Raw genomic sequence first — 26,907 nt, forward strand, 5'->3', positions numbered from 1 at the left:
TTTTCGTGTCAGTGGCCGTCTTGGTTGTTGCCGACGGCGAGGTGATGGCCTGCATCGCCTTCGGCACACCGGTCAGCCTCCTGAGCGTGCCCCGTCGACGGGTACAGCCGAGGCGGGCTTCGTGAGGATGTCTCCGATCCCACGCAGCTGATCGTCGAGTTCTGCGGGCGAGGCGGCCATACCCGGGACCTGCAGGGCAATTTCGGTGACGCCTCGGCCGGCCAGCCTCGATTCCATGGCGGTCAACTGGTCGCGCACCTCGTCGGGCGAGCCCGAGAGCGCCAGCTCGTCAAGCAGGCCGTCCGGGACGAGTCCTGATACCTCACTCCAGTCCGAATGGTGGCCGGCCGCAGCGGCGGCCCGGATGCGCTCGCCCGCCGATTCCCAGCGGTGACCGACGAGCAGTCGGGCGAAACCCGGGTTCGCGAGGTAGAGCGCCAGCCGGGCCCGGGCACGCTCCCGGGCGGCGGCGCGGTCATGGTCGACCGATGTGACGCACCAGGCGTACAGTTCCGGGGTGTTGGAGCCCTGTCCGGCGGCCACGGCGGGCAGCACCACATCGTCCAGGTAGGGCTGCAGCAGGGCGAGCGGGTGCAGGGCGATGCCGTCGGCGGTCCGCGCGACTGCTTTGAGGGCGGCGGGATTGAGTCCCGAGGCGATCACCTTCGGCGGCTCGCCGATCGTTCCCAGACGCAGCTCGGGAAGCGAGACGTTGTAGAAGCGACCGGCGAATTCGAGGCCGTCGCGGGCCGTCAGCGCGGCCTTGACCAGCGCTACGTACTCGGCGAGCCGCACGCCGGGGTGATCGAACTCAGCCCCGATCGCCTGCCGGATGGGCGTCGCCCCGGTGCCGATGCCGAGGGTGAACCGCCCCCCTGTCGCCAGGTTCGCCTCGTGGGCCGAAGAGGCAGCGAGCACCGGGTGGCGGGTCGGTGCGTATGCGATGCCGGTGCCGAGGCGCACCGTGCTCGTCGCGGCGCCGATGTGCACGGCCCGCAGAACGGCGTCGCGGCCGGGAAGCTCGGTGGTCCAGACCCGGTAGGCGCCGCGCCGCTCCAGGTCCTGGGCCACACGGGTGAGGACGTCGAACGGGTCGACCGCCAGTACGACGGAGTGCCTGAAGGCCGACGGTTGATCATTTGCCATTGATTCTTCCTCGGGTACGAAGACGCCACCAGCATCATTCACCGGCGAGAGGGTGCCGACACGCTGTCACCGGCCAAAAGTGGACGCTAGTGTCGACACATTGAGGTGTCAAGAGAAACGATTGAGTGAGACTGCCGCATCGCGTGGCCGGGCTTACGACGCCACCTCTCATCTAACCAAGGAGCACTGAGGTGTCAGCCGTCGAGCAGGTGAGCTTCTTCGGCGGGCGGCCCGTTGCCTTGATGGACGACCTTCAGTCGAGAAACTGTCGACACCAGTCGCGCGACCAGAGAATCGACCGAGGACACCGACTGTCGCTCTCCTGCCTGAACAACATCGTCGGTACTGGACGGCTCTCCGTAGCTCCTCGACGACTGCACACCAGCGAGCATCCTGGACCGGACCGGGCCGCGGCCGCATGAACGGGGCCCGGGATCAGTCGGCGGAAAGCTTCTGTTCGGCCCAGATGGTCTTTCCGTGAGGGGTGTGTCGGGTGCCCCAGCGTTGGGTCAACTGGGCGACCAGGAGCAGGCCGCGGCCACCCTCGTCGAGAACGCGGGCCCGACGTAGGTGCGGTGCCGTGCTGCTGCCGTCGGAGACTTCGCAAATCAGGCTGCGGTCGTGAATCAGCCGCAGTTGGATGGGGGGCTCGCCATAGCGGATGGCGTTCGTGACCAGTTCGCTGACGACCAGTTCGGTGGTGAACGCGCCCTCCTCGAGCCCCCAGGCGGTCAGCTGGGCGGAGGCGTTACGCCGGGTCAGGGCGACGCACGAGGGATCAGAGGGGAGGTCCCAGGTGGCGACATGACCGGCTCCCAGGGCGCGGGTGCGGGCGAGGAGAAGCGCGATGTCGTCGTCGGGGCGGGCGGGGAGCAGCGCTTTGAGTACAGTGTCGCAGATGGCGTCCAGGGATGGGGCAGGCTGCCGGAGAGCGTGGCACAGCGTGGAAAGTCCTTCATCGACGTCGCAGCGGCGGGTCTCGATCAGGCCGTCGGTGTAGAAGGCGAGGAGGCTGCCTTCGGGCAGTTCGACCTCAGCCGATTCGAAGGGCAGGCCGCCCAGGCCGAGCGGCGGACCGGCGGGGAGGTCGAGGATGTCGGCTGCGCCGTCCGGCGTGATCACGGCGGGCGGGGGGTGGCCGGCGCGGGCAAACGTACAACGGCGGGAGACCGGGTCGTAGACCGCGTACAGGCAGGTGGCGCCGATGTCCCCGGCGGTTTCGGTGACTGTTTCGGCGGACAGGCGGATGACGAGGTCGTCGAGATGGGTGAGCAGCTCGTCGGGCGGGAGGTCGATGTCGGCCAGGGTGTGTACCGCGCGGTACGCAGCCGACCCATGGTGGCGGAGGCCTGGATGCCGTGGCCGACGACATCGCCGACGACGAGGGCGACGCGTGCGCCGGACAGCGGGATCACGTCGAACCAGTCCCCACCCACACCGGCCTCGGCACCGGCGGGCAGGTAGCGGAAGACGAACTCGACTGCCGCCTGGTCGGGGAACGTCTGCGGCAGCAGGCTGCGTTGCAGTGTCGTGGCGGTGGTGCGCTCGCGGGTGTAGCGTCGGGCGTTGTCGATACAGACGGCGGCTCGTGCCGTGATCTCCTCGGCCAGCAACAGGTCGTCCTGATCGAAGGGCTCCGGGCGCCGGTGCCGGGAGAAGAGTGCAACACCGAGGGTGACGCCACGGGCGCGCAGCGGCACCACCATTGCCGAGTGGGCCCCTATGGATCGCATCTTCGCCGCCCGGGGAGGGTCGAAGGCCGCCCACTTGGCGATGGCGGAGTCGGTCATCTCGTAGATCGCCGGCCGGTCCGCGGCCAGGCATTCGGCGGGCGGAGAGAACTCGGGATAGGTGGCAACGCTCCCGACGGCGACCAGCGACTCGGGTATGCCCTCGAGCACGGACTGCTGGGCGGCGCGGCGCATGGTGACCTGCCCGGTCAGCGGGCCGGAGGGAGGCTCATCACCGCGGTCGAGGAAGGTGAGCAGGTCGACGCTGCTGAAATCCGCGAGCTGAGGGACTGCCACGTCCACTAGTTCCTGCGCGGTACGCGCGATGTCCAGGGTGCTGCCGATGCGGGTGCTGGCCTCGCTGACCAGCAGCAACCGCTGCCGGGCCCAGTACTGCTCAGTGATGTCGCGCGCCGCGAGGCACACGCCGCGCAACGAGCCGGTCGGATCTCTCAGCGGAGCGAGGCTGATCGACCAGGCGTGCTGGCGGCTCTCGCCCGGCAGGCGCAGATAGTTCTCCAGGAATTGCCGCTCGCCGGTCTCCAGTACCTGGCGCATCGCCCATTCGTTCCTCTCGGCGTCCGGATGCGCCAGGATCTCCGACAGGCGCAATCCGCGCATCCTGTCGTCCGGCATGGCGAGCGCACGCTCCATGTCCGCGTTCGCCTGCACGGACCGAAGATCCGTGTCGTAGATCGCCAGGAGGCACGGGGACTGAGCGAAGCCCCACCGCACCAGAGCGTCCTTCTCAGGCGGTCGCCGCCCCGGTGCAACGGCGAACACCAGGAACCACTCGCCCGCCCCGCCGTGCGCCACTCCGCGGTGCACGAACAGACGCGCCTCCACCCGGTGGCCGTCCCGGTGCCGCAACGCCGCACTTCCGGTCCACCGACCCCGGCCTGTCAAGGCCGGCCAAGCCGCCTGGCCGGCATCCTGCACAAAAAGGTCGGCGGCGGGCCGCCCCACGATCTCCTCGGGCAGGTAGCCGAGCACCTGCCGGGCCCCCTCACCCCACTCCGTGACGACACCCCGCTCATCGGCAGTGGCGGTAGCCGTGTACACCGCCTCGACTGGATCATCCGGGCGGTCGCCACGAGAGTTCGGTACGGCTGCATCGCTACACATGTCGTCCCCGATGAGATCGTTCCCGCTCTCTTCATTCTGAAAGCGTGGGCGAGATATCGCCCGATGGAGCGGCTTCCAGGCTTGAGGCCCGGACACCAGGGAGGTCTTACGTGCGCACCGCTTGGTTTCTCACCGGCGGGGCCCCATGCCTCGGGATCTCCGGCCGGCCGCGTCCGGAACCACATCGTCCCGCGGTCTCGACGTCATCGTGCCGTCGCTGATGGTCCAGTGCGGTACCGACGAGGTCCTCCGAATCCGTCACCGTGCTCACCGGTGCGGGCGCCACCGAGCTCACCCTCTTCGACGGCCCCGGCGCGAAGTAGGAGGGTGAGGCGCACGGGTCACTCCACGCCCGAGGCCGGCTTGACGCCTTCGTACGCATCCATACCGATGAAGAACGCCGAGAAACGCCAGCACCCGTCCTGCTCGCGCCGCAGCCGGGCATCGTAGACGACGCTGGCGCCCAGGCGGAGACCGTCGGCGGCCACGGTCACCGCGCCGTAGGCGATGGCCGCGGCGGTCCCCGTCGCCAGGTCGAGCTCGTCAACGATGATGTTGGTCATCAGATGCCGTCGCTGGTCGCCCTGCTCGGCGATGATCCGGGCCAGCCGGTCTCCTACCTCGACGCGCCCGTCGAACCGGGTGAACGGCTCGGCCCGCCCCTCGGCCACCTCGAAGACCACATCTTCGGTGAAACAGCTGGCGATCACGTCGATCTGCGCCTCGTCGTACGCGATGCCGAAACGGTGGAACGCGTCCGCGATGCGGGCCCGCGCCGCGAGTGCCTTCGGGCCGAAGTCGGCTCGCTGCAGCCCACGCATCGCGAGCCGGCCCTGGCGATGGGCCCAGCCCTGCGGGGGAAGAGAGATCATCAGCACTCCGGGGAGATTATTGTCGACAGTGTCACCTTTCTGATTTGAATTCTAATCGACATGAAGCATTTCTGTCGACACTTCTTGTCGTCCCCGCCTCACTGGCCGTTCGCGGCACCAGCGCGGTCCGCGCGCCTCGCGGCGGGTCGCACCACCAACACCGACGAGGGGACGTCTGATCAACGCGGATCCGCTGATCGATGACAGACGCAGCCGAGCGGGACCGTTGCCGGGACGTCCGAGCGCGCCCGGCTCCAGGTGCCCTCGATGACGCGGCCGTGAGCCGAGTCATGCTGAGGCCGGGGGCCGCCTTCCGGCTTCGGTGGGTTTTTCAGAGTGTCGCCCACACGGACATGAACCGGTCCCCGGATGTGACCGCATCCCGGGACCGGAGCCATCGCCCGCACGACGGGTGTCGACAGCCGGTATTCCAGCACGGCGGAGAAGCCGCATGACATACGATAGTGTCGACAAGAGGTGGGACTGAGGCGGTACGGAAACAGGGGGCGCGGCACATGTCGGATCAGGACACGCACCTGGTGCTGGATCGGCTGCTGCGGCTTCGGGACCGCCGGGAGCCACTGGTCGCGCAGATCGCGGAGTGGGTGGGGTCCGGCATCATCGAGGGCCGGCTGGGGCCCGGCCAGGACCTCAACAGCGTCGACCTCTCCCGCAGATTCGACACCAGCCGCACGCCGGTGCGGGAAGCCCTGATGCTCCTCGAGCAGGAGGGCCTGGTCGAGATGAAGGCGCGCCGCCGCCCCCGGGTCGCCGCCCCCTCCCTCGCCGACATCCGGGACATCTACCAGGTACGCAGGCAACTGCTGTCCATGCTCGCGGGACTACTGGTCGAACGAGCCACCGACGACCAGCTGTCCGAACTGCGCACCCGGGTGGAGGCGATGCGTGAACTCGCGGACGCCGGGGACGTGGACGCGTACTTCTGGAGCCACGTGCTGCTCCAGGAGCGGATGACAGAGATCGTCGGGAACGCCACCCTGAAGCAGATACTCGACTCGCTCGCCCTGCGCACCCTCATGCTGCGGCACCTGAGCCTGACCCGCCCGGGGCGGCTGGCCTACAGCATCGACGACCAGGAACGGCTGATCCAGGCCTGCGAGGAACGGGACGGTGAGCTCGCCTCCGCCCTGATCGCGGGGGCCACCGTGCGGGCACTGCGTGCCGTGGAGGACCAGATCGAACAGGACACCGCGGACGGCCGCAAGACGGCGCGCAAGCGCCGCTCCACGAGCTGACCCGCACCGGTTCCCGCTCTGCAGATCCGCTTGGCGAGGACTCCGCCGTCCACTGGCAGCTTGCCGCCCGGAACGCGCGCCGACGGCTGGACCGCAGGCAGCAGGTGCACCGGGCGATGGGCCGGGTGGCCCACCCTCCCCGCCGGGATTGCGCACGAGCAGCGCACACCCCTGGCCCGTGCCGGCGCCGACGGCGGCGGGTTCGTGTACGACGCACAGGGCGAGCCTGCGCCGGACAGGACGGGCCGTCCGCTCAGTCGAGCGGCACGACCGGGTCCGCGTCGAGCAGCCTGCAGTCGATCGCGCCCAGGAGACCGCCGTCCAGCCGGACGCGGTCACCGGGCTTGAGCCACGGGTACTGCTCCTGGCCGAACCGCGCGGACAGGTCCGCGATGCAACCGGTCCCCACCGTGCCGCTGCCGATGATGTCCCCGGGACGGACTTCCGTACCGCGGGAGGCGTAACTGATCATCTGTCCGAAGGTCCAGTAGACGTCGCGGAGGTGGCCCTCGCTGTAGGGCCGTCCGTTGACGGCCGCGGTCAGCGTGATGTCCGGCGTCCGCGCCCCCGGTGCGACCGGCAGTTCGTCCGCCGTGACGAAGAACGGACCGAACGAGGTGGCCCAGTCCTTGCCCTTGACCGGGCCCAACCCGACCGGGCGTTCCCTGCGCTGCAGGTCGCGCGCGCTCCAGTCGCACATGAGCAGGTAACCGGCGATCGCCGCCTGGCCCTGCTCCGGGGTGAGGTTGCGGCCTGGGCGGCCGATCACGGCGGCGAGCTCGAGTTCGTAGTCGAGCTGGACTGCGCCCGGCGCCGCCCGGACGTCGGTGTTCGGCCCCGTGACCGCGGCTGGATTGGTGAAGTAGAACGCCGGGATCTCGTACCACGCCGGGTCGATCGCCCCACCGCGCGCGGCCAGGATCGGCTTGAGGTGCTCCTCGAACGCCATGAAGTCACGGATGGACGGCGGTACCGGGATGGGGGCCTGGAGCGTCAGGTCTGTCAGCCGCCACCGCCGGCCGACGGACATGGCCTCGTCGGCCGCCGCCGTGAGGCGGGAGCCGTCGGCGTCAAGGAGGTCGAGCAGGCGACGGGAGGACGGGCATTCGGCGATCCGGTCTCCGTCGAGAACGCCGATACGTGGCGTTGCGTCCGTCGGGGAGGTGTAAGCGGTCCAGCGCATGCGGGTTCCTTCAGTTGTCAGGGGCGGTGGAGGTCAGCAGAGAGGACCGGCTGCCCAGCAGCTGCCGCGCATTGCCGGTGCGGATGGCTTCGCGGTCCGATTCGTCGAGTCCCTGGACTTCGGCGAGGAACCTCTCCGGTTCGTCGACCCCCATGTCGAAGGGGTAGTCGGTTCCGACGACAAGACGGCCGGCCCCGACGGAGTCGATGAGGGCGCGAGCACCGGCCGGCGAGTGGATCACGGTGTCGAACCACATGCGGCGCAGGTACCAGCCCGGCGGGTGCGCCATGGAGTGACTGTCCGGCCGCACCCGGTACGCGTGCTCGCCGCGGCCCGGACAGGTGGGCAGGTAGCCGCCGCCGTGCGCCGCACAGATACGCAGACGCGGATGACGGTCGAGGACGCCGGTGAAGATGAGGTGCGCAAGGGCGATCGTGGTCTCGACCGGCTGTCCGATGATGTTGTTCAGATACGAGGGAGCGAGCCGGTCGGTCAGTTCCGGACAGCCCAGCGGGTGCAGGAAGATCACCGCTTCGTGCCGCTCCGCGACCTGCCAGAAGTCGTCGAGGCGTCGGTCCGACAGGTCCATCCCGGTCGCCTGGGTGGAGATCTGCGCGCCGACGAAACCCGGTCGGCGCATCAGGCCGTCGAGTTGCCCCGCCGCGAGTTCCGGGTGCTGCAGCGACACATGGCCCAGAGCCGCCAGCCGGTCCGGCCGGCGGGAGATCAGCTGCGCCAGGTCGTCGTTGGTGGCGGCGACCAGCGCCTCGGCCTCTGCGGGGTCGGCCCAGTGGTGGTACTGGCCCGGGTTGACGGACACCAGCTGTGCCGTCACCCCGGCGCGGTCCATGTCGGCCAGGCGGGCGGGAAGATCGCTCAGCTTGTGCGCCCAGACATGCTCGATCCCGCGCATGTGCGCGGCGGTCTTCGGGTCGCGGTACCGGCGGGCCAGACCGGCCAGGTGCGCCTGGTATCCCGGCATGTCTTGCGCCAGCCGCCCGGCGGTCGGCGCGTGCGCGTGGGCGTGGACGTCGATGCTCCCGGTGCTCACTGGCGGGCCGGGTTCTCGTCGACCACGGGCGTCTCCTGCACGCCGAGACCGGTGATCGCTCCGGTCATCACGTCGCCGTCACGGAGGAACCGCCCGTGGTGCACGCCGTTGCCCGCCGGAGATCCGGTCAGCAGCACATCACCCGGCCGCAGTTCGGCGAACCGTGAAGTGTGTTCGATGAGCCGCGGGATGTCGAAGATCATGTCGGCGGCGCTCTCGTGCTGCATGGTCGTGCCGTTGAGCTCCAGCGTGATCGTCAGCTCGCTGGGATCCGGGACGAACCGGGCCGGCACGACGAACGGACCCGACGGGAGGAACGTCGGCGCGCCCTTGCAGGCCAGCCAGTCGGCACCGCGACCGCTGTCCCCGGTCGGGTACAGCCAGTCGCGCATCGACACGTCGTTGACGATCGTGTAGCCGGCCACGTACGACATCGCGTCGGCGGCCGACACGTAACGCGCCGGTCGCCCGATGACGACGGCCAGTTCCAGCTCCCAGTCGCACTGGGCGGTGATCCGGGGGATGACGACGTCGGAGTACGGCCCTGTCACGCTGGTGGGCATACCGGCGAACACGGTGGGAGTACCGGAGGCCGCGCGCTGATCCATCAGCGCCGTCGCGATCTCGCGGCGTCGTGCCTCGTTCTCGTGCACGTGCTCCGGCCGCGGCGAGGCGACCATCAGATCGATCACGTGCTTGCGGTAGTTCGCGGCCGCCTGGAAGATCTGCAGCGGCTCGACCGGCGGCAGCAGATCGGTGCGACGCAGGCCGAGCGGCGTGACGCCGGTCTGCCGTCCGGCCCGGATCCACCTCTGCAGGGCGTCGAGGATGTCGTCCCATCCGCCGAGCAGAGCCTGCAGTGCCGCCACCGGGCCATCGACGATCCCGGTGGCGGACAGGGGATAGGCCTCACCGTCGGTCACCAGCGCGATGTCAGGTCCGTCCGCACCGAGATAGCGGGCGAAGCCGAATCCGCCCGTCGGAAGGTTGTGCCAGATCGGCTCGGTCACTTCGGGCTCCTTCCGGCCGGTTCGGCCTCGGCGAACGCGGGGCGGGATCCGGCCTGACCGGTCCAGAAGTCGGCGTAGCGCCGGAGCAGCTGCTCAAGGGTGGCGCGTTCCTCCGCGGTGAACGACTGCAGTGACCCACGCTCGAGCCGGAGCACGCGTTCCCGAACCGAGGCGGCGATCTCCCGGCCGCTGTCGGTGAGGCTGCTCGGGCGCTGCCGCGCCGAGACGTCGGGCTGGGGGCGGCTCACGAGCCCGCGCCGTTCGAGGGCGTTGAGCGGCGCGCTCAGCGCCTGACGGGTGATCAGGCAGCGACGTCCGAGTTCCGCGGCGCTCGTGGGCCCGCTTTCCAGGAGCGTCTCGAGGATCAACGCCTGTGTTCCCGTCAGCTCCAGGTCGGAGAGGGCGGAAGCGACGGCGTCGGCGGTGTGTACGCGAATCCGGTTGAGCAGGTACATGAGCCGCTCGGTCGTCTCGATCTGCTGGTCCTCGTGGGGCATGGCACCACTCCCTTCGGTTGGCGGAAGTCTTTCGCGTCAACTGCTTAACGTCAACTGATTGACATAAGAGGATCGCTCGGAGACAGTCGTCACTCAGTCGTCACACACTTCAGCCGTTCAGGAGAGACATATGGTCCAGACCAGGCCGCACGGCGGCGGTGGCGGAGCCGTCGTCGACGTCGAGCCGCCCGAGTTCGTCCGGCGGTCACTTCCGCCGTTCGCATCCCAGGGGGCTGAACCAGCCTCGGTGACCGCGGCGCGGTCGGCCTTGGCGGGCCTGCGCCATGTAGGCCTGGGCGTCCCGGACCTGGCGAAGGCGACCGCCTTCTACGAAGGCATCTGGGGGCTCTACAGGGTGGCTGAGGACACCGGAGTCGTGTTCCTCGGCTCCGTCGGCTCCGCCGAGCCGTACATCATCCGGCTTCGCCAGGCCGAATCGCAGCGTGTGGACGTCATCTCGTTCGCCGCGAAGAGCGCCGCCGCCGTCGACGCGCTGTGCGAGGGCCTCGGCCGGGCCGGCGTGCGCATCGTCCGCGAGCCGGGAGTCCAGGACAGTCCCGGTGGCGGCTACGGCATGCGCTTCTTCGACATCGACGGCCGGCTCGTCGAAGTCTCCGCCGACGTGCGTCCGAAACCGTTCCGGGCACTGGAACCGGGTGAGTCGGTGCCGAGGAAGCTGAGCCATGTCGTCCTCAACAGCACCGACGTACAGGCCACTGTCGAGTGGTACCGCACTCACCTCGCCTTCCGGCTCTCGGACTGGCTCTCCGACCGGATGGCGTTCCTCCGCTGCTCGGAGGAACACCACTGCCTCGCCATCGCCCAGCGGACCAAGGTCTCGTTGAACCACGTCTCCTTCGAGATGCGCGGGCTCGACGAGTACCTCCGCGGCACCGGCCGGCTCGTCCGGCACGGTCACAAGCCGCTGTGGGGCCCCGGTCGCCACAGCGCCGGCGACAACACCTTTTCCTACTTCGCCGACCCGCACGGCAACGTCGTGGAGTACACGACCGAACTCGAACGCATCGTCGACGAGGACGCCTGGCAACCGCGGATCTGGCCCGCGACGCCCGACTGGTACGACCAGTGGGGCACCGCGGGGGGTCTCGAGGACCTGTTCGCACTCGACTCCGTGACCCAGCAGGACAGCGGGCTCTGGGTCCCCGCCCCGATCTGATGCCGACGCGTGAAGAGACCACCATGACCACCAGGATCGAAGACGCCACCCTCCACGAAGTCGCACCCGCGGTCTTCGCGTACGTCCAGCCCGACGGCGGCTGGTTCATCAACAACACCGGATTCGTCGTCGGTGACGAGCATGTGCTCGTGGTCGACACCACGGCGACCGAAGCGCGTACGCTCGCCTTCCGCGACACGGTCAACGCCACGTCCGGGCTGCCGGTCATGGGGCTGGTCAACACCCACTGGCACACGGACCACACCAACGGCAACTACCTGTTCCCGGACGCGGCGGTCATCACGCACTCCCGAGCACGGGAGCCCATGCTCGAGCACGTGCCGACGGTCCCCGACCCCACGGGCCCCTTTCCCCATGTCGTCTGGGGCGACCTGCGGCCGACCCGTCCGACCATCACCGTCGACGGGCACGTGACCTGGTGGGCGAACGGTCTCGGCGTCGAGATCCGTGCGATGCCCACTCCCGCGCACACCACCGGCGACCTCGTGGTGTGGATCGAGGAGCAGGGTGTGCTGTTCGCCGGCGACCTGGCCTTCAACGGCAGCACGCCGCTCGTCTCGGCGGGGTCGATCAGCGGCTCCCTCGAAGTGCTGAGCACCCTCATCGGCTGGCAACCGGAGGTCGTCGTGCCCGGTCACGGCGAGCTCTGCGGGCCCGAGGTCTTCGAGGTGGAGATCGCCTACCTCGAGTTCGTCCTGGAGCTCGCCCGGGCCGGCCGCAAACGCGGTCTGACCCCCCTGGACATCGCGCGCGCGAACCCCGGGCATCCGTTCGCGCACCTCACGGACGGCGAACGGCTCGTCGCCAATCTGCACCGCGCCTTCGCCGAACTCGACGGCGCCGCACCAGGACAGGAAATCGACCTCATCGCGACCCGTCGCGACATGATGGTCCTCAACGGCGGGAGGCCGCTGACATGTCACGCGTAGGAAGACCCCCCCGCCGGGCATTGATCGTCGGTGCCGGCATCGGCGGTCTGGCCGCGGGCATCACGCTCGCGTCCACCGGCTGGACGGTCGACGTCGTCGAGGTCAAGGCGGTGAACGCCACCGTCGGTGTCGGGCTGAACCACCCGGCGAACGCACTGCGGGCCCTGCGCGCCCTCGGCGTCTACGACGAGGTGGTGGCTCACGGCTACCAGTACCGCGGAATCCGCCGGTACGACTCCGAGGGGCGGCTGACCGCCGAGTTCACGCCGGTCGACCCGCCGGACGTACCGTTCCAGGTGTCCATGACGCGGGCTGACCTGCACCGGATCCTCACCGAAGCCGCCGAGAAGGCCGGGGCCACCGTGCGCCTCGGCCTCACCTGGGAGAGCCTCGAGGACGACGGCGCCGGCGTGGACGTCACCTTCACCGACGGGACGACGGCCCGGTACGACCTCGTGGTCGGTGCCGACGGCATCCGTTCCCCGCTGCGGAACCTGATGTTCGGCAGCGGCCACGACCCCGTGCCCACCGGATACGCGTGCTGGCGGGTGGCGGTCGACCGGCGCCCGGACATGGTGCTGAGCGAGTACCGGAACGGAAGCCTCGTCAAGGCGTCGGTGCTGCACCTCAACGAGAAGATCATGTACCTGCTCGTCGTGGAGGAGGGCGACTGGGGCGCCGTTCCCGACCCGGCCACCATGATCCCGACGCTCAAGGACAAGCTCGTCGGCTTCGGCGGACTCGTCGGCCACGCACGCGACGTGATCACCGCCGACAGCGAGGTCCACTGGGCGCCACTGCAGGAGGTGTTCCTGCCGGCACCGTGGCACAAGGGCAACATCATCCTGATCGGCGACGCGGCCCACGCGGTGGCTCCGCACCTGGCACAGGGTGCCGCCATGGCGATGGAGGACGCGATCGTGCTGGCCGACGAACTCCTCGGCCGCGACGTCCAGGACGCGCTCGCCTCGTTCATGCGGCGTCGCTACGAGCGGGTGAAGTACGTCCAGGACCAGGCGCACGCGATCCTGCAGAACGAGATGGAGAGCGACATCGAGCGCAAGGCGGCGTTCGCGGCCGGCCTGGGCGACCGCCAGATGGAGATCACTCGCTTGCTGGCGGACGCCCCGTGAAGCCTCCGATCGTCCTCCCGGCGTAGTCGTTCGCCGCGCTGACCGGTGGACCGACTCGTCAGTCAGAACGATGGGCCCGCACTGGGCCGTCGCGGCCGGAATCCCCGGCTGCGACACCCCGGTGCGGGCTTTCCACGTCACGGCGCGGCATCGGTCCGGCCGGGTCGAGGACGGCATCGCGCATGTGGTCACGCGGCGGCAGGACGCCGGGCGGAGTGCTGCCCCGGAGGACGCCGGGCGAGCTGACGGTCGGCGCCCGGCCCGGCGGAGGCGGCGTGCTGGAGGTCGCGCGGTGCCCGCACCCGGCCGCACACGCGAGCGGCCCGCACGCAGAGCTTCCGTAAGAGGAAGATACGGCGGGCCGTCCTCCATCCGAGCCGTGCAGCGGATGCGCTCCGGCCGGAGCACTCGACGGTGCGTCTCAGAAGCGCAACGGCGCGCCGGTACGCATGGTGACGTCCTCGACGGCCACGCCGGGGGCGGTTTCGACGAGGGTGACGCCGTCCGGGGTGATGTCGAGGACACCGAGGTCGGTGATGACACGGTGCACACACCTCTCACCCGTGAGCGGCAGCGTGCACTTCTCGACGATCTTCGGGGAGCCGTCCTTGGCGGTGTGCTCCATCAGGACGATGACGCGGCGGGCGCCGTGGACGAGATCCATCGCGCCGCCCATCCCCTTGACCATCTTGCCGGGAATCATCCAGTTGGCGAGGTCCCCGTTCTGCGACACCTGCATCGCTCCCAGGACCGCCGTGTCGATGTGCCCACCTCGGATCATCCCGAAGGAGAGCGCGGAGTCGAAGAAGGATGCGCCCGGCAACACCGTGACGGTCTCCTTGCCCGCGTTGATGAGATCCGGGTCGACCTCGTCCTCGGTCGGATACGGACCGGTGCCCAGGATGCCGTTCTCGGAGTGCAGCACGACGTGCACGTCCGGGGGGAGGTGGCCGGGGACCAGGGTGGGCAGGCCGATGCCGAGGTTGACGTAGGAGCCGTCGGTGAGTTCGGCGGCGGCGCGGGCGGCCATCTGGCCGCGGGTCCAGCCCATGGGCGTGTTCATGTGCGGACGGTCCTCTTCTCTATCTGCTTGTCGGCGGCCTGGGCCGGCGTCAGTACGACGATCCGCTGGACGAAGACGCCCGGCAGGTGGACCTCGTCCGGCCGGATCCCGCCCGGTTCGACGAGTTCCTCGACCTCGGCGATCGCGACGCGTCCCGCCATCGCGGCCAGTGGATTGAAGTTGGCGGCGGTCTTGTTGAAGACGAGGTTGCCGTGCCGGTCGGCCTTCGCCGCCCGGATCAGCGCGAAGTCGGTGGTGATGCCGTACTCCAGCACGTAGGTGCGTCCGTCGAAGCGGCGGCTCTCCTTGCGCGGGGAAGCGATCGCCACGTCGCCGTCGGGCGTGTGGCGCCAGGGCAGACCGCCCTCGGCGACCTGGGTGCCGACGCCGGCCGGCGTGTAGAAGGCGGGGATGCCCGCGCCGCCCGCCCGCAGCCGCTCGGCGAGCGTGCCCTGCGGGGTCAGTTCGACCTCCAGTTCGCCGGACAGGTACTGGCGGGCGAACTCCTGGTTCTCGCCGACGTACGAGCCGGTCACGCGGGCGATGCGCCCGGCGGCCAGCAGCACGCCCAGGCCACGGCCGTCGACACCGCAGTTGTTCGACACGACCCGGAGTCCGGTGGCACCCTGCTCGTAGAGGGCTCGGATGAGGACCTCGGGCACGCCGCTGAGGCCGAATCCGCCGACAGCCAGTGACGACCCATCGGCGATGTCGAGGACCGCTTCTGCGGCGGTCACGCAAACCTTGTTCACGGGGCGGGCTCCTTGGCTCGGGGGATGTGGCTCCCCGGTGGTCGCAGATGGTCCGGGCATCAGCCGGCCCGGTGGTCGCGGGCTGCCCGGGACGCCGGGCACGTCCGGCGCGGGGACGGCGACAGGCGCGGTGGCGGGGCGGGGAGGCCGGCGCCGGTGAGTGCCGCGTCGGGGCCGGTGCGGGCGAAGCGCCGGAGCGCGCCCGCGCGGGGCGCCGGTGCTTGTCCGCCGGCAGGAACTGTCCGGTGTGGCCGGAGCGCGCCCGCGCGGGGCGCCGCCGACGGCCTCCGCCTCGGCGTGGTCTACGACTCCTGGCACGATGAGGACGCAGCGACCTGTTCCGCGAGCGCCGCCAGGTCCGGGTCGGTGAGCAGACGGCCTTCGCGGGCCATGACCTCGCGGGCGCGTCGCAGCACCTCGTCGATCTGGGCGTGCGTGAGGTCGGCGCCGAGTGCCGACAGTTTGTCGGTGAGCGTGTAGGGGCCGCTGTCAGGAGTGAACGGGACCTTGCGCTCGTTGCCCACGAACGCGGGTTCCAGGCAGTTGTGCAGCAACGGGTCGACCGCGGTCTCCTGGGTGATGAAGTCCATACCGCCCCAGGAGAAGGAGTGTGTGCCGGTCACCGGGTGGTTCCAGGCGAGGTGGTAGCCGGTCAGCTCCTCCCCGGCGCGGGCCAAAGCGGTCAACTCCCCCGGGCGGATGCCCGTACTCACCCCGTACAGCGCCTCGAAGGCCAGTGCGGTGGCGGCCAGGTCGGCGTTTCCGGGGCCGCCGCAGTAGCCGTTGACGGACAGTTCGACGACGGCGGCGCCGGCCCGGGCGGCGCCGATCGCGCACCCGACCGCCAGGCCGAAGGTGTTGTGCGGGTGCACTCCGACTTCGACCTCGGGTGCCAGTTCCTTCGTGCGGCGGACGAAATACGCGTACGCCTCCGGGCTCATCGCGCCCGGTCCGTCGAACAGGGTGATCTCGGTGGCGCCGGCCCCGGTGAGCGCGGTGACGGACTCTTCCAGAACCTCTTCCGCGACGTAGGAGACCATCAGTATCGGCACGATGACGTCGAGGCCGCGGGAACGGGCGTGCCGGACGAGCGGGATCGCGCCGGCGAGTACGTCGACGTGACTGCGCGGGGTGTGAGCGGTGCGCCAGTCCTCGCCCTTCCACGACCGTTGATAGACGGCCGGCTGGTAGATCAGCGCCGCCTCGCCCAGGAGGTCCACCCAGATCTGCACGCCGTCGTAACCGGCGTCGGCGGCACGGTCGATGTCCTGGATCGTGCGCATCAGGGGGCACACCGCCCGGCAGGCGGTGTCCCCGGTGGCTCCGCTCTTGATGATGGCGACCTCCGCGCGCAGCGCCGCGTCGTCCCGCCCGGTGACCCCCGCGGTGACGATCTCGCCGACACCCGCGTCGACGAGCCGGCGCAGATACGCCTCCTTGGCCTCGACGGAGGCAACGACGCCGGGCAGGGTCTCGACGGACCGGAGCGTGGCGTCGCGCAGACGGACGGACCGCGGCAGCGGGCCGGTCACTTCCGGCCGCCGGTTGAGCGGGCTGACCGACCAGCGGCCGGGCTCGTAGGCGCCGGGGGCGCGCTTCGCGGCGAGTTCGGCCCGGAAGCGGGCGATCTCCTCGGCGGTGAACACTGCCGGCTTGTCCATGAACCCTCCGTAAGTCGTCGGTGGCCCGGGAGGGCCGCTGTCCGGCCGTGACCGGTCCTCTGTCTCCTCTGGCGCGCCGCCGGACATCAGCGGTTCCCTGCTCGCCAAGGATGACCCATCCAAACATTCTGTCGACACTGCTTGCAATACTCCTGCCCATTCCGGGCCGATACGCGGCACGGAGTTTACTTTTTGTCGACACTAGGTGATGCTGTCGACACTTGAACTCAGTTCCGACCGAGGAGAATCATCGTGAGCCAAGACGTCGGCGGAGGCCCCCGGCATGGTCGGCTGGCGGGCCGGATCGCCGTCATCAGCGGGGCCGGCAGTGTCGGCCCGGGCTGGGGCAACGGTCGTGCGACGGCCGTGATCTTCGCCCGGGAGGGTGCCACCGTCTTCCTGACCGACCGGGACAAGGACTCCCTGGAGGTCACCGCCCGGCAGATCCGCGAGGAGGGCGGCACCGTCCACACATCCGTGCTGGACGTCACCGAGCCCGCAGAGGTCCAGGCCTACTTCGAGGAGGCCGAGCGGACGGCGGGCCGGATCGACATCCTCGTCAACAACGTCGGCGGCTCGCGCGCGGGCGGGGCCGTCGAGCTCAGCCTGGAGGACTGGGACAGCCAGCTGCGGACCAATCTCACCAGCTCCTTCCTGGCCTGCAAGCACGTCATCCCGGTGATGCGGCGCGGCGGAGGAGGCTCGATCGTGAACACCGCGTCGGCGTCGGGGCTGCGCTGGACGGGCGCCGCGCAGGTGGGCTACGCGGCAGCCAAGGCCGCGGTCGTCCAGCTCTCCCGGGTGACCGCCGTCGAGTACGCGTCCGACGGCATCCGCGTGAACACCGTGGTCCCCGGACAGCTGCACACCCCCATGGTCGAGGCGCGCCTCGCCGGACAGCGCGCGGGCGGCGACGTGGAGAAGCTGCTGGCGCAGCGGCAGGCCCGGATCCCGCTGGGTTTCATGGGTGACGGCCGCGACACCGCTTACGCCGCGCTGTTCCTCGCCTCCGACGAGGCCCGCTTCGTCACCGGCACGGAGATCGTCGTCGACGGTGGAATGACGGTCCGCTGTGACTGAGTCCGCCGTCACCAGGGCCAGGGCGGCCGCCCCGGCAGTGCCGTCGCCCGGCTGCCCACCCCCGCACCCGGCGCCCCGCAAACCCGCCCTCGTGCTGCCGCCCGGCAGTTGCGACGCCCACTGCCACGTCTTCGGTCCGGCCGAGGTCTTCCCGTACGCCGCCGACCGCACGTTCACTCCGGTCGACGCTCCCAAGGAGCAGCTCGGCGCCCTCCACGACCATCTCGGCCTGTCCCGTGCCGTGATCGTGCAGTCGTCCTGCCAAGGCTCCGACCACCGGATGCTGCTGGATGCCCTCGCGTCCGGCGGCGGGCGGCTGCGCGGGGTCGCGCTGATCGGTGAGAGGACCACCCGGGCGGAGCTCGAGGAGTTGCACCGCGCCGGAGTGCGCGCTTTCCGTCTCAACTTCCTTCCGCATCTGGGCAGCGCACCGACCCGTGAGGAGATCGATTCCGTACTGGAGCGCGTCGACGGTCTCGGCTGGGCCGCCGAGATCCATGTCAGCGGCCGCGAGGTGGCGGACCATGAACGTCTCATCCGGTCGTTGCCGGGCCGGGTGGTCATCGACCACCTCGCCCGCGTGGACATCACGGAAGGACCCGGCAGCGCCTCGCTGCGCAGCCTGCGCGCTCTGCTGGACACGGGCGACGTCTGGCTCAAGGTCAGCGGCGTGGACCGGGTCTCCCGGCAGGGGCCGCCCTACGCCGACGCGGTGGCGCTTGCCGCGTCCCTCGTGGCCTACGCGCCGGAGCGCGTGCTGTGGGGCACCGACTATCCCCACGTGAACATCGTGGGGGCCGCCCCCGACGACGGCCTGCTGGTCGACCTGCTGGCCGGCATCGCACCCGACCCCGAACTGCTGCGCCGGCTGATGGTCGACAACCCGGCGGAACTCTTCGACTTCCCGCCCGTCGCGTAGGCCGTCACTCACGCCTCACCGTTACCGAATAGTGTCGACAGGGAGGTCAAAATAGATGCGATACGCCACTTGACCCGCAATTAGTGTCGACAGTAGCGTCGCGGTATCGCACCGCCCGAGGAGACAAAGTTGTCCAGGTCAGCCGGTCCGAAGCCTGCCGAGGCCCTTGGTGAAGCCATCATCCACCCTGGTGGTGACATCGGCGAGGCTGACGTCATCGCCAGAGACGGGCGGAACGTGACCGGGGCCGTACGGCCCGCCCGGGTCGAAGGGCTCCCGGTCCCCGTCCGTTCCGGGGGACGGAGCCGGGTGGAACTGCATGCACGACCGCTGACTCGACAACGACTTCGCTGACCGCTTCCCGCCATGGCCCCGGCCGCGAGCAGGCCGAACCCCCGGAGAAGGTCCGCGATCGAACGACCCGGTGGTCTCTTCGGGACCTCCACGGTCCCACCGGAGCCCACCATCCGTGCCGCCTCCATCCGCCCACGCGGCCGCACCGGCACACACCCGCCGAGAGTCGTACCCGCACAAAGGAGCACAACCTCATGACGAAGCGTTCGAGAACCACATGGGGACGACTCCCCGTAGCCGTCGTGACGCTCGCCGTCGCCGCGCCGCTCGCCGCCTGCGGCTCGCAGGCGTCGCCGTCCAAGAGCAGTGACGGCACGGCCAGGATCACCGTCCTGCGTTCCACCGGCGCGCTCTTCGAGCCCCTCTACATAGCGCAGGACCAGGGCTACTTCAAGGACGCCGGCCTGGACGTCACCATCAAGCCCGGCGCGCCGGACACCTCGCAGAACGCCCCCTCGGTCCTCAACGGCGAGGCGCAGTTCGCCATGACCGACGCCTCCGGCTTCCTCAAGGGCGCCGCCAAGAAGTTGCCCATCCGCATGGTCAGCGGACTGGTCTCCTCCACGGCGGACGGTGCCCGCACCGAGGGGCTGCTGGTGAAGAAGGGCAGCCACATCAAGCGCTTCTCCGACCTGGAGGGCAAGACCGTGGGCCTGGCGGCCCTGGGCGGCAACATTCACTTCGTCGCCCAGTACCTGGTCGAGAAGGACGGCGGTGACCCCAGCAAGGTAAAGTTCGTGGCGCTGCCCGTCACCTCCCTCAACGACGCCGCCGGCACCGGCAAGACCGACGCCGTCTACAACTTCGGCGCCTTCTACGCGGCCGGCAAGGCGGCAGGCCTGCGCTCCGTGGGCAACGGCATGAACGAGCTGCCGGGCATCCCCCTCGGGGTGCTCTTCTCCAGCCAGAAGTACCTGTCGGCCAACGCCGCCACTGCCAAGAAGTTCACCGACGCCGTCGCCAAGGCCCTGGCGTACGCCGACAAACACCCCGACGCGGTCAAGGCGGTCGACAAGAAGTACACCCAGGTGCCCGCCGACTACATCGACAAGTCGTCGATCGCGCACTATGACAAGAACATCAACGCCACGCTCGTGCGGACCATGATCACCAAGATGAACGAGTACGGCCTCCTCACCAGCGCTCCCAAGGACGACGCTCTGTACTGGAACCAGGCGCCGACCGTCACATCCAGCAGCTGAGGCGGCGAGGAAACGATGGCCACATCCACCGGCCGGGACCTCGCCCCGGCCACATCCACCCGCCGGGACACCGCTCCGGCCCTCCTCTCGCTCACCGGGCGCAGGAGGGCCGCCGCCCGGGCGCGCGGCAGGATCATGCTGCTCCAGCTGTCCGCCGTACTGGTCGTACTCGCCGTGTGGGCGCTGATCGCCGCGGCCGGCCTGGTGAGTTCCATGGCGCTGCCCACCCCGGGGGCGGTGTTCGCGAAGTTCCCCGAACTCGTCGGCAGCGCCGCGTACTGGCAGGCGGTCGCCGACACCCTGCGCGGCGCGGTCACCGGCTATGCCGCGGCCGTCGTGATCGGCGTCCCGCTCGGCCTCGCCACGGGGACCTACGCGGCTGCCGAGCAGTCCTCCCGGTTGCTGGTGGACATCCTGCGGTCGTTCCCGGTCATCGCGCTGCTGCCGGTGTTCCTGCTGGTCATGGGGTCGACGCCGTCGATGAAGGCCACGGTGGTCTTCATCGCCTGTGTCTTCCCCGTCTTCCTGCAGGCCCAGTACGGAGCGCGCGCGGTGACGCCGATGATCGCGGAGACCGTCCAAAGCTACCGCATCCCCCGGCTGCTGAACTTCCGCAAGGTGGTCCTGCCGTGCGCCACCCCGTCGATCATGACCGGGCTGCGGCTGGCCGCGACGACCTCCGTGCTGGTCGCCATCGGAGTCGAGGTGCTCACCACGCTGCCGGGCATCGGCCACCAGGTCGTCCAGGACCAGCAGGGTGGCGCGTCGGCGGAGGCGTACGCCTACATCTTCACCGCGGGGCTGATCGGCTACTCGATCAACCAGCTGTCCCAGCTCGTCGAATCCCGGCTGCTGCGCTGGCGTCCGCCCGCGCACACCGATTGAGGCGGGGAGAAGACCCATGCTCTCGAACCTGTCCAGGACGCTCTGGAAGTCTCTGCTCAAGCAGCTGTGGCTGCCGCTCCTGGTGTTCGCCGTCCTCGTGCTTGCCACCGCGGGCAGCACCAGCTTCTACTTCCCGCCTCTGACGGACGTGCTCACCGTCCTGTGGCGGGAACTCCTCCACGGCGGGCTCGTCGGCGACCTGCTGTTCAGCCTGCGCAACATCGTCCTGGGCCTTGCCGCCGCCACGGTCCTCGGTGTCGGGGCCGGCCTGGTGATCGGAGAGGTCAAGCCGCTGCGCCAGGCGACCGCCCCGCTGCTGGACTTCGCCCGCGCGACACCGACGGTGGCGTTCGTCCCGGTCATCATCCTGACTCTGGGCATCGGATGGGGCCCCAAGATCTTCCTGATCGCTCTGGGTTCCCTGTGGCCGATCCTGCTCAACACCGTCAGCGGAGTCCAGGGCATCAACCCGGCCGTCCACGAGACCGCGCGCAGCTACCGCATTCCCTGGCGGCTGCGGCTGGTCAAGGTAGTGCTGCCGGGCGCCCTGCCGCAGATCTTCGCAGGCATCCGGATCGCCCTGTCCATCGCCGTCGTCCTCATGGTCGTCAGCGAGATCTACGGATCCCCGGTCGGCCTCGGCAACTTCATCCTGGAGAGCGGGTCCAGCTTCGCCGTCCCGGAGACCTGGGCCGGCACCATCCTGATCGGCATCCTCGGCTACGCGCTGAGTGTCCTTCTCCTGGCGGCCGAGTACGCGCTGCTCGGCTGGTACCACCAGCGTCCGCCCCGAACCCGGCGGACCCAGCACCGGAACGAGGTCGTCTCATCATGAAACGCGGATCCAGCCTGATCGTGGAGGACGTCTGCAAGACGTTCGGTCACGGCGCGGACGAGCACCGGGTGATCGACGGATTGTCGCTGCGCGTCGACCCGGGGGAGTTCGTCTGCATCGTCGGCCCGTCCGGTGCCGGCAAGACCACCCTGCTGCGCTGTCTGTCCGGACTGACCCGCCCCTCCTCGGGCACGGTCAGATACGGCGATCAGCCGCTCACCAGGCCGCTGGCGGACATCGCCGTCGTCTTCCAGGACTACCGCGGCTCCCTCATGCCCTGGCTGCGGGTGCGGGACAACGTGGCCTTCCCCCTGGAAGGGATGGGCGTGAAGCGGGCCGAGCGCAGGAAGCGGGCCGACGAGTGCCTGGCCGCGGTCGGTCTTCCGGACGTGGGCGACAAGTACCCCTGGCAGTTGTCCGGCGGCATGCAGCAGCGCGTGGCCATCGCCCGCGGACTCGCCTACGAGGCGCCGGTGCTGCTGATGGACGAGCCGTTCGGATCGGTCGACGCCCAGTCCCGCTTCGACCTGGAGGACCTGACGCTGTCGCTGCGCAGGAGACTCGGCATCACCGTCATCGTCGTCACCCACGACATCGACGAGGCCGTGTACCTGGGCGACCGCGTCATTGTCCTGGGCGGCAGGCCGACGGCCGTCATCGACAACCTCCCCGTCGATCTGGGCGCCGAACGCGACCAGATCGCCACCCGGGCCGACCCACGCTTCGCGGACCTGCGAACCCGTGTCCTCACCCAGATCCGGGACCCACACCCGTCACCGCCCCACCACACGGCGGAGACACCTGCCTCGACGCCCCAGGAACCCGAAAGCATGATGAGCCGACCATGATGCGCTTCGACCACGCGGGCCAGGGCCGCGACCGGCGACGTTGATCATGAAGGACGGCCATCCGCACAAGGCACCGACATGACAGACCCACGCGCACGCACCGCCCCAGGGGGCTGCTCGGGAAACGGGACGGGGCCATGTCTTCCGCGGTTCTTCCGCGGTGTCCCCTTCGCCTCGCAGCCGGCCGGCGACCTGCGCCGACGACCGCCCCGGCCGACCGCCGGCGCGTCCGGTGACTACGGGCCGCTCGATAACGTCGCCGCACTGACCTGGGCACGCGAGAACACCCCCGGAAGGTCGCGCACCACCCACGAATGAGGACCCACATGGCACGAATCCCCGAGACCGACGGCAGCGGCGAGATCGCCGACCGCATCCGCGAGCGGCGCGGCGGAAACCTGCATTCACTCGACCGCATGCTCCTGCACAGTCCGCAGCTGGCCGACGGCTGGAACAGCCTGCTCGGCGCCATCCGCCAGCGCATCGCCCTGCCCGCCGCCATCCGGGAACTGGTGATCCTGCGGATCGCCGTCCTCAACCGGGCGCCGTACGAATGGGCCGCGCACGAGCGCCCGGCCCGTGAAGCGGGATTGGGGGAATCCCAGCTGGCGGCCGTGCGGGAGGAGAGCCCGGCGCTCGACGAGCGCCTACGGCGGGTCATCGCATACACCGACGCGATGACCCGCGACGTTCACGTCCCTGACGTGCTCTTCGACGCCCTGCGGGCCGACTTCTCGGACGCGGAGCTGGTCGAACTGACCGCCACCGTCGCCGCGTACAACATGGTGTCCCGCTTCCTGGTGGCCCTGGACGTCTGAGGGTGCGGAACGTGCGCTCTTGTCCGTTTCGTGGTTGAGGTTGTCCCCCGGTCGAGTTCGCCGATTTGCCGGGTGAGTTTTCGCTTCACCTTTTACTTGCGCGGGCATTTCTAGGCGGGTCATCGGGGCCCGGCATATTGTCCGCCGTTCAGCGATCGGGCTGTGCGACTTTCCCTCCTCAGTTCGAATGCACGAGCACCTTCTCGGCTTGACCACAGATAGCAGCGACTATCAAGAGTAAGGGCATTGTTGCCGAACAATCGATGATTTAGAGTTCGGCCGGCCTGAATCAAAGGACCATAAACGAAAGAGGTCGACATGGGTAAAAGACAGGCAATGCACGGATCAGGGCCCAGCCGCCGTGCGCTGGTAGGGGGCGGCTGGGCAGCGGTCGCCTTGGCGGTCGCCGGCATCGGCACCGGGCGTGCCGTCGCCGACACCGCCGCCGGCCAGGACCGGAAGAGGGACACCCACCAGGGCGCGCCGTGGGAGCCCGTGCCCGTGCCGAAGCAGATGCCGGTGACCGAGCACAGGGTCCCGGTCGTCGGGGGTGGCAATCTGTGGTGCTGGGACACGGGCGGCAGCGGAGAGGCCGTCGTTCTGCTGCACCCCTACTCCGGCAGCGGCGAGAGTTGGCCGTACCAGCAGCCGGTGCTCGCCCGCGCCGGGTTCCGGACGATCGGCTACTCGCGGCGTGGCGCCTACGGCTCGGTGGCCGGAAACCAGGCCGATGCGGATACAGCCTCCGGAGATCTGCACACCCTGGCCGACCATCTCGGCCTTGAGCGTTTCCACGTGGTCGCCTCGGCGGCGGGCGGTGCGATAGCCGTCGACTACGCCCTGTCCCACCCGGATCGGCTGCGTAGCCTCACCGTCTCCAACAGCGTCATGGGCATCTCCGACCCTGACTACACGCAGCTCTCCGCCTCGCTCCGACCTGCCCCGTTCGATGCACTTCCAGTCGAGTTCAGGGAATTGGGCCCCTCCTATCGGGGTGGCAACCCGGACGGCGTGGCGGCCTGGCTGGAGATCCACCGGCGGGCCAAGCAGAACGACGCGTACTCCCAGAGGTCCGCCAACAAGATCACCTGGTCGGCTCTGGAAACCATCGCCCTGCCGGTTCAGCTGATCACCGGCGACGCGGACCTTTGGACCCCGCCCTCCGTCAAGCGGCTCATTGCCCAGCATCTCCAAGACGCCAAGACGCACGTCATCGATGAGGCGGGCCACAACCCTCACTGGGAGCAGCCCGACGCCTGGAACAGCGTCGTGCTCAGCTTCCTGCGCCGTCACTGAGCACCCGCGCCCGATCCTTCGCAGACGCGTCTTCGTATGCACACGCCATCAGCCGAAACCGAGTGTGGAGCTGGGGGTTTCGTGCGTGCGTGCGGTTCAGGTGATTGTGGCCGCACGGGGCATGAGGCAGGGCCTCTCGGTAGCGCAAACGGTGTCTACGCCACTGCTCATCCGGAGGGCCCTGTTGCCGCAGTTGTATCGGTCCGCTGCGAAAGACTCCATTCCGGACACGCGGACGGGCGACTGCTCCGCCCACAAGTACGGCAACGCCGCGGACAATCCTTCCGGCGGCTCCCGAGCATCTGCCCCAGGGCTTCACCTTGTGCGTCAAGCCCTCGCAGTTCGCCGACGACCCCGACGGGGTGGGCGTGTTCTGCCGCGAGGTGATATGCCGCGTGGAGTCCCTGACCGCCTGACTACCGCTACGGACACGCCCCACGGCCCGAGCAGCCCGCTGACCACGAACGGCACGGGCCACGGAAGAACGAACCGAACGAGCCAAGGACCACAGCATGACGAATCCCGACGAAGCCGCCGACACCCGTTCCTCGACTCCCGCTGCAGCCGGCCGAAACGATCCCCATCGCCTCCCTGATGTGTCCGGCCTGGTCGTCGGCATCCTCGGCGGCACCGGCCCACAGGGGCGCGGCCTCGCCTACCGGCTCGCCGGCGCGAGCCAACAGGTCATCATCGGCTCACGGAACGCCGCCAGGGCCGCCTCCACCGCCGCGGCCATCGGCAGGGACGTCCGCGGCGCTGACAACGCCACGACCGCACGGGAGAGCGATCTGGTGATCGTCGCCACTCCCTGGGAGGGACATGCCGAGCTACTGACCACGCTCCGCGAAGAGCTCGCCGGCAAGATCGTGGTCGACTGCGTCAACCCGCTCGGCTTCGACAAGATGGGGGCCTACGCACTCCGGCCCGAGGAGGGCAGCGCCGCCCAGCAGGCTGCCGCACTGCTGCCGGGCTCCCGGGTGACCGCCGCGTTTCACCATCTCTCCGCCGTCACCCTGGAAGACCGGCAGATCGAGAAGATAGACACCGACGTACTCGTCCTGGGCGATGATCGCGTTGCCACCGACACCGTCCAGGCACTGGCCTCACGCCTCCCGGGCGCACGCGGCGTCTACGGCGGACGCCTGCGCAACGCCCACCAAGTGGAGTCGCTGGTAGCCAACCTGATCTCGGTGAACCGCCGCTACAAGGCCCACGCCGGCCTGCGCCTCAGCGACGTCTGAGAAGACCCCTCGTGTCGATGCGGACGGAGCCGGTGATGCGACGAGACCGCTCCGTGCCCTGGGCCGGAGCGGTGCTTGCCGTTGGCTGCTCACCGCTTACGGCGCCCAGGTCGAACTCGTCGCCACGCCCCACCCGGAAGGCGGCTGGCAGGAAAGCCGCCGACAGCGCGTCGAAGAACTCCTCACCGCGCACCCGGGTGCCTGGTGCCCGGACCAGTACAACAACCCCGACAACGTCGCCGCCTACGCGCCGCTGGCCCACGAACAGGAACATGCCCTGCTGGGAGAAGTTGCGGACGCCGAGCACGAGTCCGACGGCCCAGGCGGCGAGCCCGAGCCCGTCGGACAGATGGGCGGCGAGGTAGGGCATGAGCATGTAGAAGGCGAGGTTGATGGCGAACTGGTTGGCCATCATCAGCTACAACACCGTCTCCGGCCTCGGCATCACCCTGGGCAATCTCGGCACCGGCGCGCTGTGGGACTTCGCCCACCGGCACGACGCCCGCTGGCTGCCCTGGACGGTCCTCACCGCGACCGGGCTCGCGTGCGCGGCCTCGGTCGCCGGACTCGCCCGAACCGGCCGCCTCGGCACGGCAGAGCAGCCGCAGCCCGTCGCGGCATAGCCGGAGCCTGACGGGTCCCTTCCGCACCGCGGCCTGCAGAGTCCGTTCGCGGTGCGGCCCCGACGCCCGAGCGGGGGGGGGAGGGGGGGAGGGGGGGGGGGGGTGGGGGGGGGGGGGGGGGGGGGGGGGGGGAGGGCGGGGTCTCCGGGCAGAGACAGACCACGTTCGGGAGGGGGACACAGGGTCGGGGACGCGGACCT

Annotated in this window: 22 protein-coding genes and 3 pseudogenes; 14 read left to right on the forward strand and 11 right to left on the reverse strand. The window is 69.7% G+C overall.

Going from position 1 to position 26,907, the window contains the following annotated elements; all coding sequences use genetic code 11:
* Positions 1 to 72 precede the first annotated feature (72 nt).
* From ACZ5GT_RS34720 to ACZ5GT_RS34730, 3 genes and pseudogenes are all read right to left on the reverse strand, one after another.
* Positions 73 to 1,188 (reverse strand): LLM class flavin-dependent oxidoreductase, encoded by a 1,116-nt coding sequence (locus tag ACZ5GT_RS34720; RefSeq protein ID WP_469034407.1) that lies wholly within the window; start codon positions 1,186 to 1,188, stop codon positions 73 to 75.
* Between the two features lie 393 nt (positions 1,189 to 1,581).
* Positions 1,582 to 4,001 (reverse strand): annotated as a pseudogene (locus ACZ5GT_RS34725) (SpoIIE family protein phosphatase).
* A 341-nt stretch (positions 4,002 to 4,342) separates the two neighbouring features.
* A complete protein-coding gene (locus tag ACZ5GT_RS34730; RefSeq protein WP_469034409.1) occupies positions 4,343 to 4,873 on the reverse strand; it encodes a nuclear transport factor 2 family protein in 531 nt (176 codons plus the stop codon).
* A gap of 515 nt (positions 4,874 to 5,388) precedes the next feature.
* Here ACZ5GT_RS34730 and ACZ5GT_RS34735 point away from each other — a divergent pair.
* Entirely contained in the window at positions 5,389 to 6,129 is a 741-nt protein-coding gene (locus ACZ5GT_RS34735) for a GntR family transcriptional regulator (RefSeq protein ID WP_469034411.1), read from the forward strand.
* Positions 6,130 to 6,382: 253 nt separating this feature from the next.
* On the opposite strand, the gene ACZ5GT_RS34740 is transcribed toward ACZ5GT_RS34735, so the two are convergent.
* Genes ACZ5GT_RS34740 through ACZ5GT_RS34755 form a run of 4 tightly spaced genes read right to left on the reverse strand, consistent with a single transcriptional unit; the run spans position 6,383 to position 9,870 of the window.
* Positions 6,383 to 7,312 carry a fumarylacetoacetate hydrolase family protein gene (locus ACZ5GT_RS34740; RefSeq protein ID WP_469034413.1) on the reverse strand — a complete coding sequence of 310 codons (930 nt, stop codon included), beginning with the start codon at positions 7,310 to 7,312 and terminating at the stop codon, positions 6,383 to 6,385.
* A gap of 10 nt (positions 7,313 to 7,322) precedes the next feature.
* A complete protein-coding gene (locus ACZ5GT_RS34745) occupies positions 7,323 to 8,363 on the reverse strand; it encodes an amidohydrolase family protein (RefSeq protein WP_469034415.1) in 1,041 nt (346 codons plus the stop codon).
* Positions 8,360 to 9,373 (reverse strand): fumarylacetoacetate hydrolase family protein, encoded by a 1,014-nt coding sequence (locus tag ACZ5GT_RS34750; RefSeq protein ID WP_469034418.1) that lies wholly within the window; start codon positions 9,371 to 9,373, stop codon positions 8,360 to 8,362. The genes ACZ5GT_RS34745 and ACZ5GT_RS34750 overlap by 4 nt, the downstream gene beginning before the upstream one ends.
* Positions 9,370 to 9,870: a MarR family winged helix-turn-helix transcriptional regulator gene (locus ACZ5GT_RS34755; protein ID WP_469034421.1), complete on the reverse strand. Its 501-nt coding sequence runs from the start codon at positions 9,868 to 9,870 to the stop codon at positions 9,370 to 9,372. Before ACZ5GT_RS34755 ends, ACZ5GT_RS34750 begins: the two co-directional genes overlap by 4 nt.
* A gap of 130 nt (positions 9,871 to 10,000) precedes the next feature.
* Between ACZ5GT_RS34755 and ACZ5GT_RS34760 the strand changes: the two genes are divergently transcribed.
* The 3 genes from ACZ5GT_RS34760 to ACZ5GT_RS34770 are packed head-to-tail and all read left to right on the forward strand — an operon-like array spanning position 10,001 to position 13,130.
* Positions 10,001 to 11,047 (forward strand): VOC family protein, encoded by a 1,047-nt coding sequence (locus tag ACZ5GT_RS34760; RefSeq protein WP_469034423.1) that lies wholly within the window; start codon positions 10,001 to 10,003, stop codon positions 11,045 to 11,047.
* A 23-nt stretch (positions 11,048 to 11,070) separates the two neighbouring features.
* Complete coding sequence (locus tag ACZ5GT_RS34765; RefSeq protein WP_469034426.1) at positions 11,071 to 11,997, forward strand: MBL fold metallo-hydrolase; 927 nt, start codon at positions 11,071 to 11,073, stop codon at positions 11,995 to 11,997.
* The gene (locus ACZ5GT_RS34770; RefSeq protein WP_469034429.1) at positions 11,985 to 13,130 is read left to right on the forward strand and encodes an FAD-dependent monooxygenase; all 1,146 of its coding nucleotides are present in this window, start codon (positions 11,985 to 11,987) and stop codon (positions 13,128 to 13,130) included. Before ACZ5GT_RS34765 ends, ACZ5GT_RS34770 begins: the two co-directional genes overlap by 13 nt.
* 421 nt (positions 13,131 to 13,551) lie before the next feature.
* On the opposite strand, the gene ACZ5GT_RS34775 is transcribed toward ACZ5GT_RS34770, so the two are convergent.
* The 3 genes from ACZ5GT_RS34775 to ACZ5GT_RS34785 form a co-directional block, all read right to left on the reverse strand.
* Entirely contained in the window at positions 13,552 to 14,181 is a 630-nt protein-coding gene (locus ACZ5GT_RS34775; RefSeq protein WP_469034455.1) for a CoA transferase subunit B, read from the reverse strand.
* Between the two features lie 8 nt (positions 14,182 to 14,189).
* A complete protein-coding gene (locus ACZ5GT_RS34780) occupies positions 14,190 to 14,945 on the reverse strand; it encodes a CoA transferase subunit A (RefSeq protein WP_469034433.1) in 756 nt (251 codons plus the stop codon).
* 302 nt (positions 14,946 to 15,247) lie between these two features.
* Positions 15,248 to 16,606, reverse strand: coding sequence for a hypothetical protein (locus ACZ5GT_RS34785; RefSeq protein ID WP_469034435.1), 1,359 nt, complete (start codon positions 16,604 to 16,606; stop codon positions 15,248 to 15,250).
* A gap of 252 nt (positions 16,607 to 16,858) precedes the next feature.
* Here ACZ5GT_RS34785 and ACZ5GT_RS34790 point away from each other — a divergent pair, with 252 nt between their 5' ends.
* The 9 genes from ACZ5GT_RS34790 (at position 16,859) to npdG (ending at position 26,084) form a co-directional block, all read left to right on the forward strand.
* Positions 16,859 to 17,686, forward strand: a complete 828-nt coding sequence (locus ACZ5GT_RS34790; RefSeq protein ID WP_469034437.1) for an SDR family NAD(P)-dependent oxidoreductase — start codon at positions 16,859 to 16,861, stop codon at positions 17,684 to 17,686.
* The gene (locus ACZ5GT_RS34795; protein ID WP_469034439.1) at positions 17,679 to 18,605 is read left to right on the forward strand and encodes an amidohydrolase family protein; all 927 of its coding nucleotides are present in this window, start codon (positions 17,679 to 17,681) and stop codon (positions 18,603 to 18,605) included. Before ACZ5GT_RS34790 ends, ACZ5GT_RS34795 begins: the two co-directional genes overlap by 8 nt.
* A 548-nt stretch (positions 18,606 to 19,153) precedes the next feature.
* Positions 19,154 to 20,161 (forward strand): ABC transporter substrate-binding protein, encoded by a 1,008-nt coding sequence (locus ACZ5GT_RS34800; protein WP_469034442.1) that lies wholly within the window; start codon positions 19,154 to 19,156, stop codon positions 20,159 to 20,161.
* Between the two features lie 15 nt (positions 20,162 to 20,176).
* Positions 20,177 to 21,046, forward strand: coding sequence for an ABC transporter permease (locus tag ACZ5GT_RS34805; RefSeq protein ID WP_469034445.1), 870 nt, complete (start codon positions 20,177 to 20,179; stop codon positions 21,044 to 21,046).
* A 16-nt stretch (positions 21,047 to 21,062) separates the two neighbouring features.
* Complete coding sequence (locus ACZ5GT_RS34810) at positions 21,063 to 21,881, forward strand: ABC transporter permease (protein WP_469034447.1); 819 nt, start codon at positions 21,063 to 21,065, stop codon at positions 21,879 to 21,881.
* The gene (locus ACZ5GT_RS34815; RefSeq protein WP_469034449.1) at positions 21,878 to 22,729 is read left to right on the forward strand and encodes an ABC transporter ATP-binding protein; all 852 of its coding nucleotides are present in this window, start codon (positions 21,878 to 21,880) and stop codon (positions 22,727 to 22,729) included. Before ACZ5GT_RS34810 ends, ACZ5GT_RS34815 begins: the two co-directional genes overlap by 4 nt.
* Before the next feature lie 326 nt (positions 22,730 to 23,055).
* Complete coding sequence (locus ACZ5GT_RS34820) at positions 23,056 to 23,547, forward strand: carboxymuconolactone decarboxylase family protein (RefSeq protein ID WP_469034451.1); 492 nt, start codon at positions 23,056 to 23,058, stop codon at positions 23,545 to 23,547.
* Positions 23,548 to 23,883: 336 nt separating this feature from the next.
* Entirely contained in the window at positions 23,884 to 24,843 is a 960-nt protein-coding gene (locus ACZ5GT_RS34825) for an alpha/beta fold hydrolase (RefSeq protein WP_469034452.1), read from the forward strand.
* A 512-nt stretch (positions 24,844 to 25,355) separates the two neighbouring features.
* Positions 25,356 to 26,084, forward strand: a complete 729-nt coding sequence (gene npdG, locus ACZ5GT_RS34830) for an NADPH-dependent F420 reductase (protein WP_469034454.1) — start codon at positions 25,356 to 25,358, stop codon at positions 26,082 to 26,084.
* Between the two features lie 256 nt (positions 26,085 to 26,340).
* Here npdG and ACZ5GT_RS34835 read toward each other — a convergent pair.
* Positions 26,341 to 26,499, reverse strand: a pseudogene (locus tag ACZ5GT_RS34835) (MFS transporter); the annotation flags it as partial.
* A 4-nt stretch (positions 26,500 to 26,503) separates the two neighbouring features.
* On the opposite strand from ACZ5GT_RS34835, the pseudogene ACZ5GT_RS34840 reads away from it, so the two are divergent.
* Positions 26,504 to 26,707, forward strand: a pseudogene (locus ACZ5GT_RS34840) (MFS transporter); the annotation flags it as partial.
* Between the last annotated feature and the right edge of the window lie 200 nt (positions 26,708 to 26,907).

Source organism: Streptomyces sp. NPDC031340, from assembly GCF_055569945.1.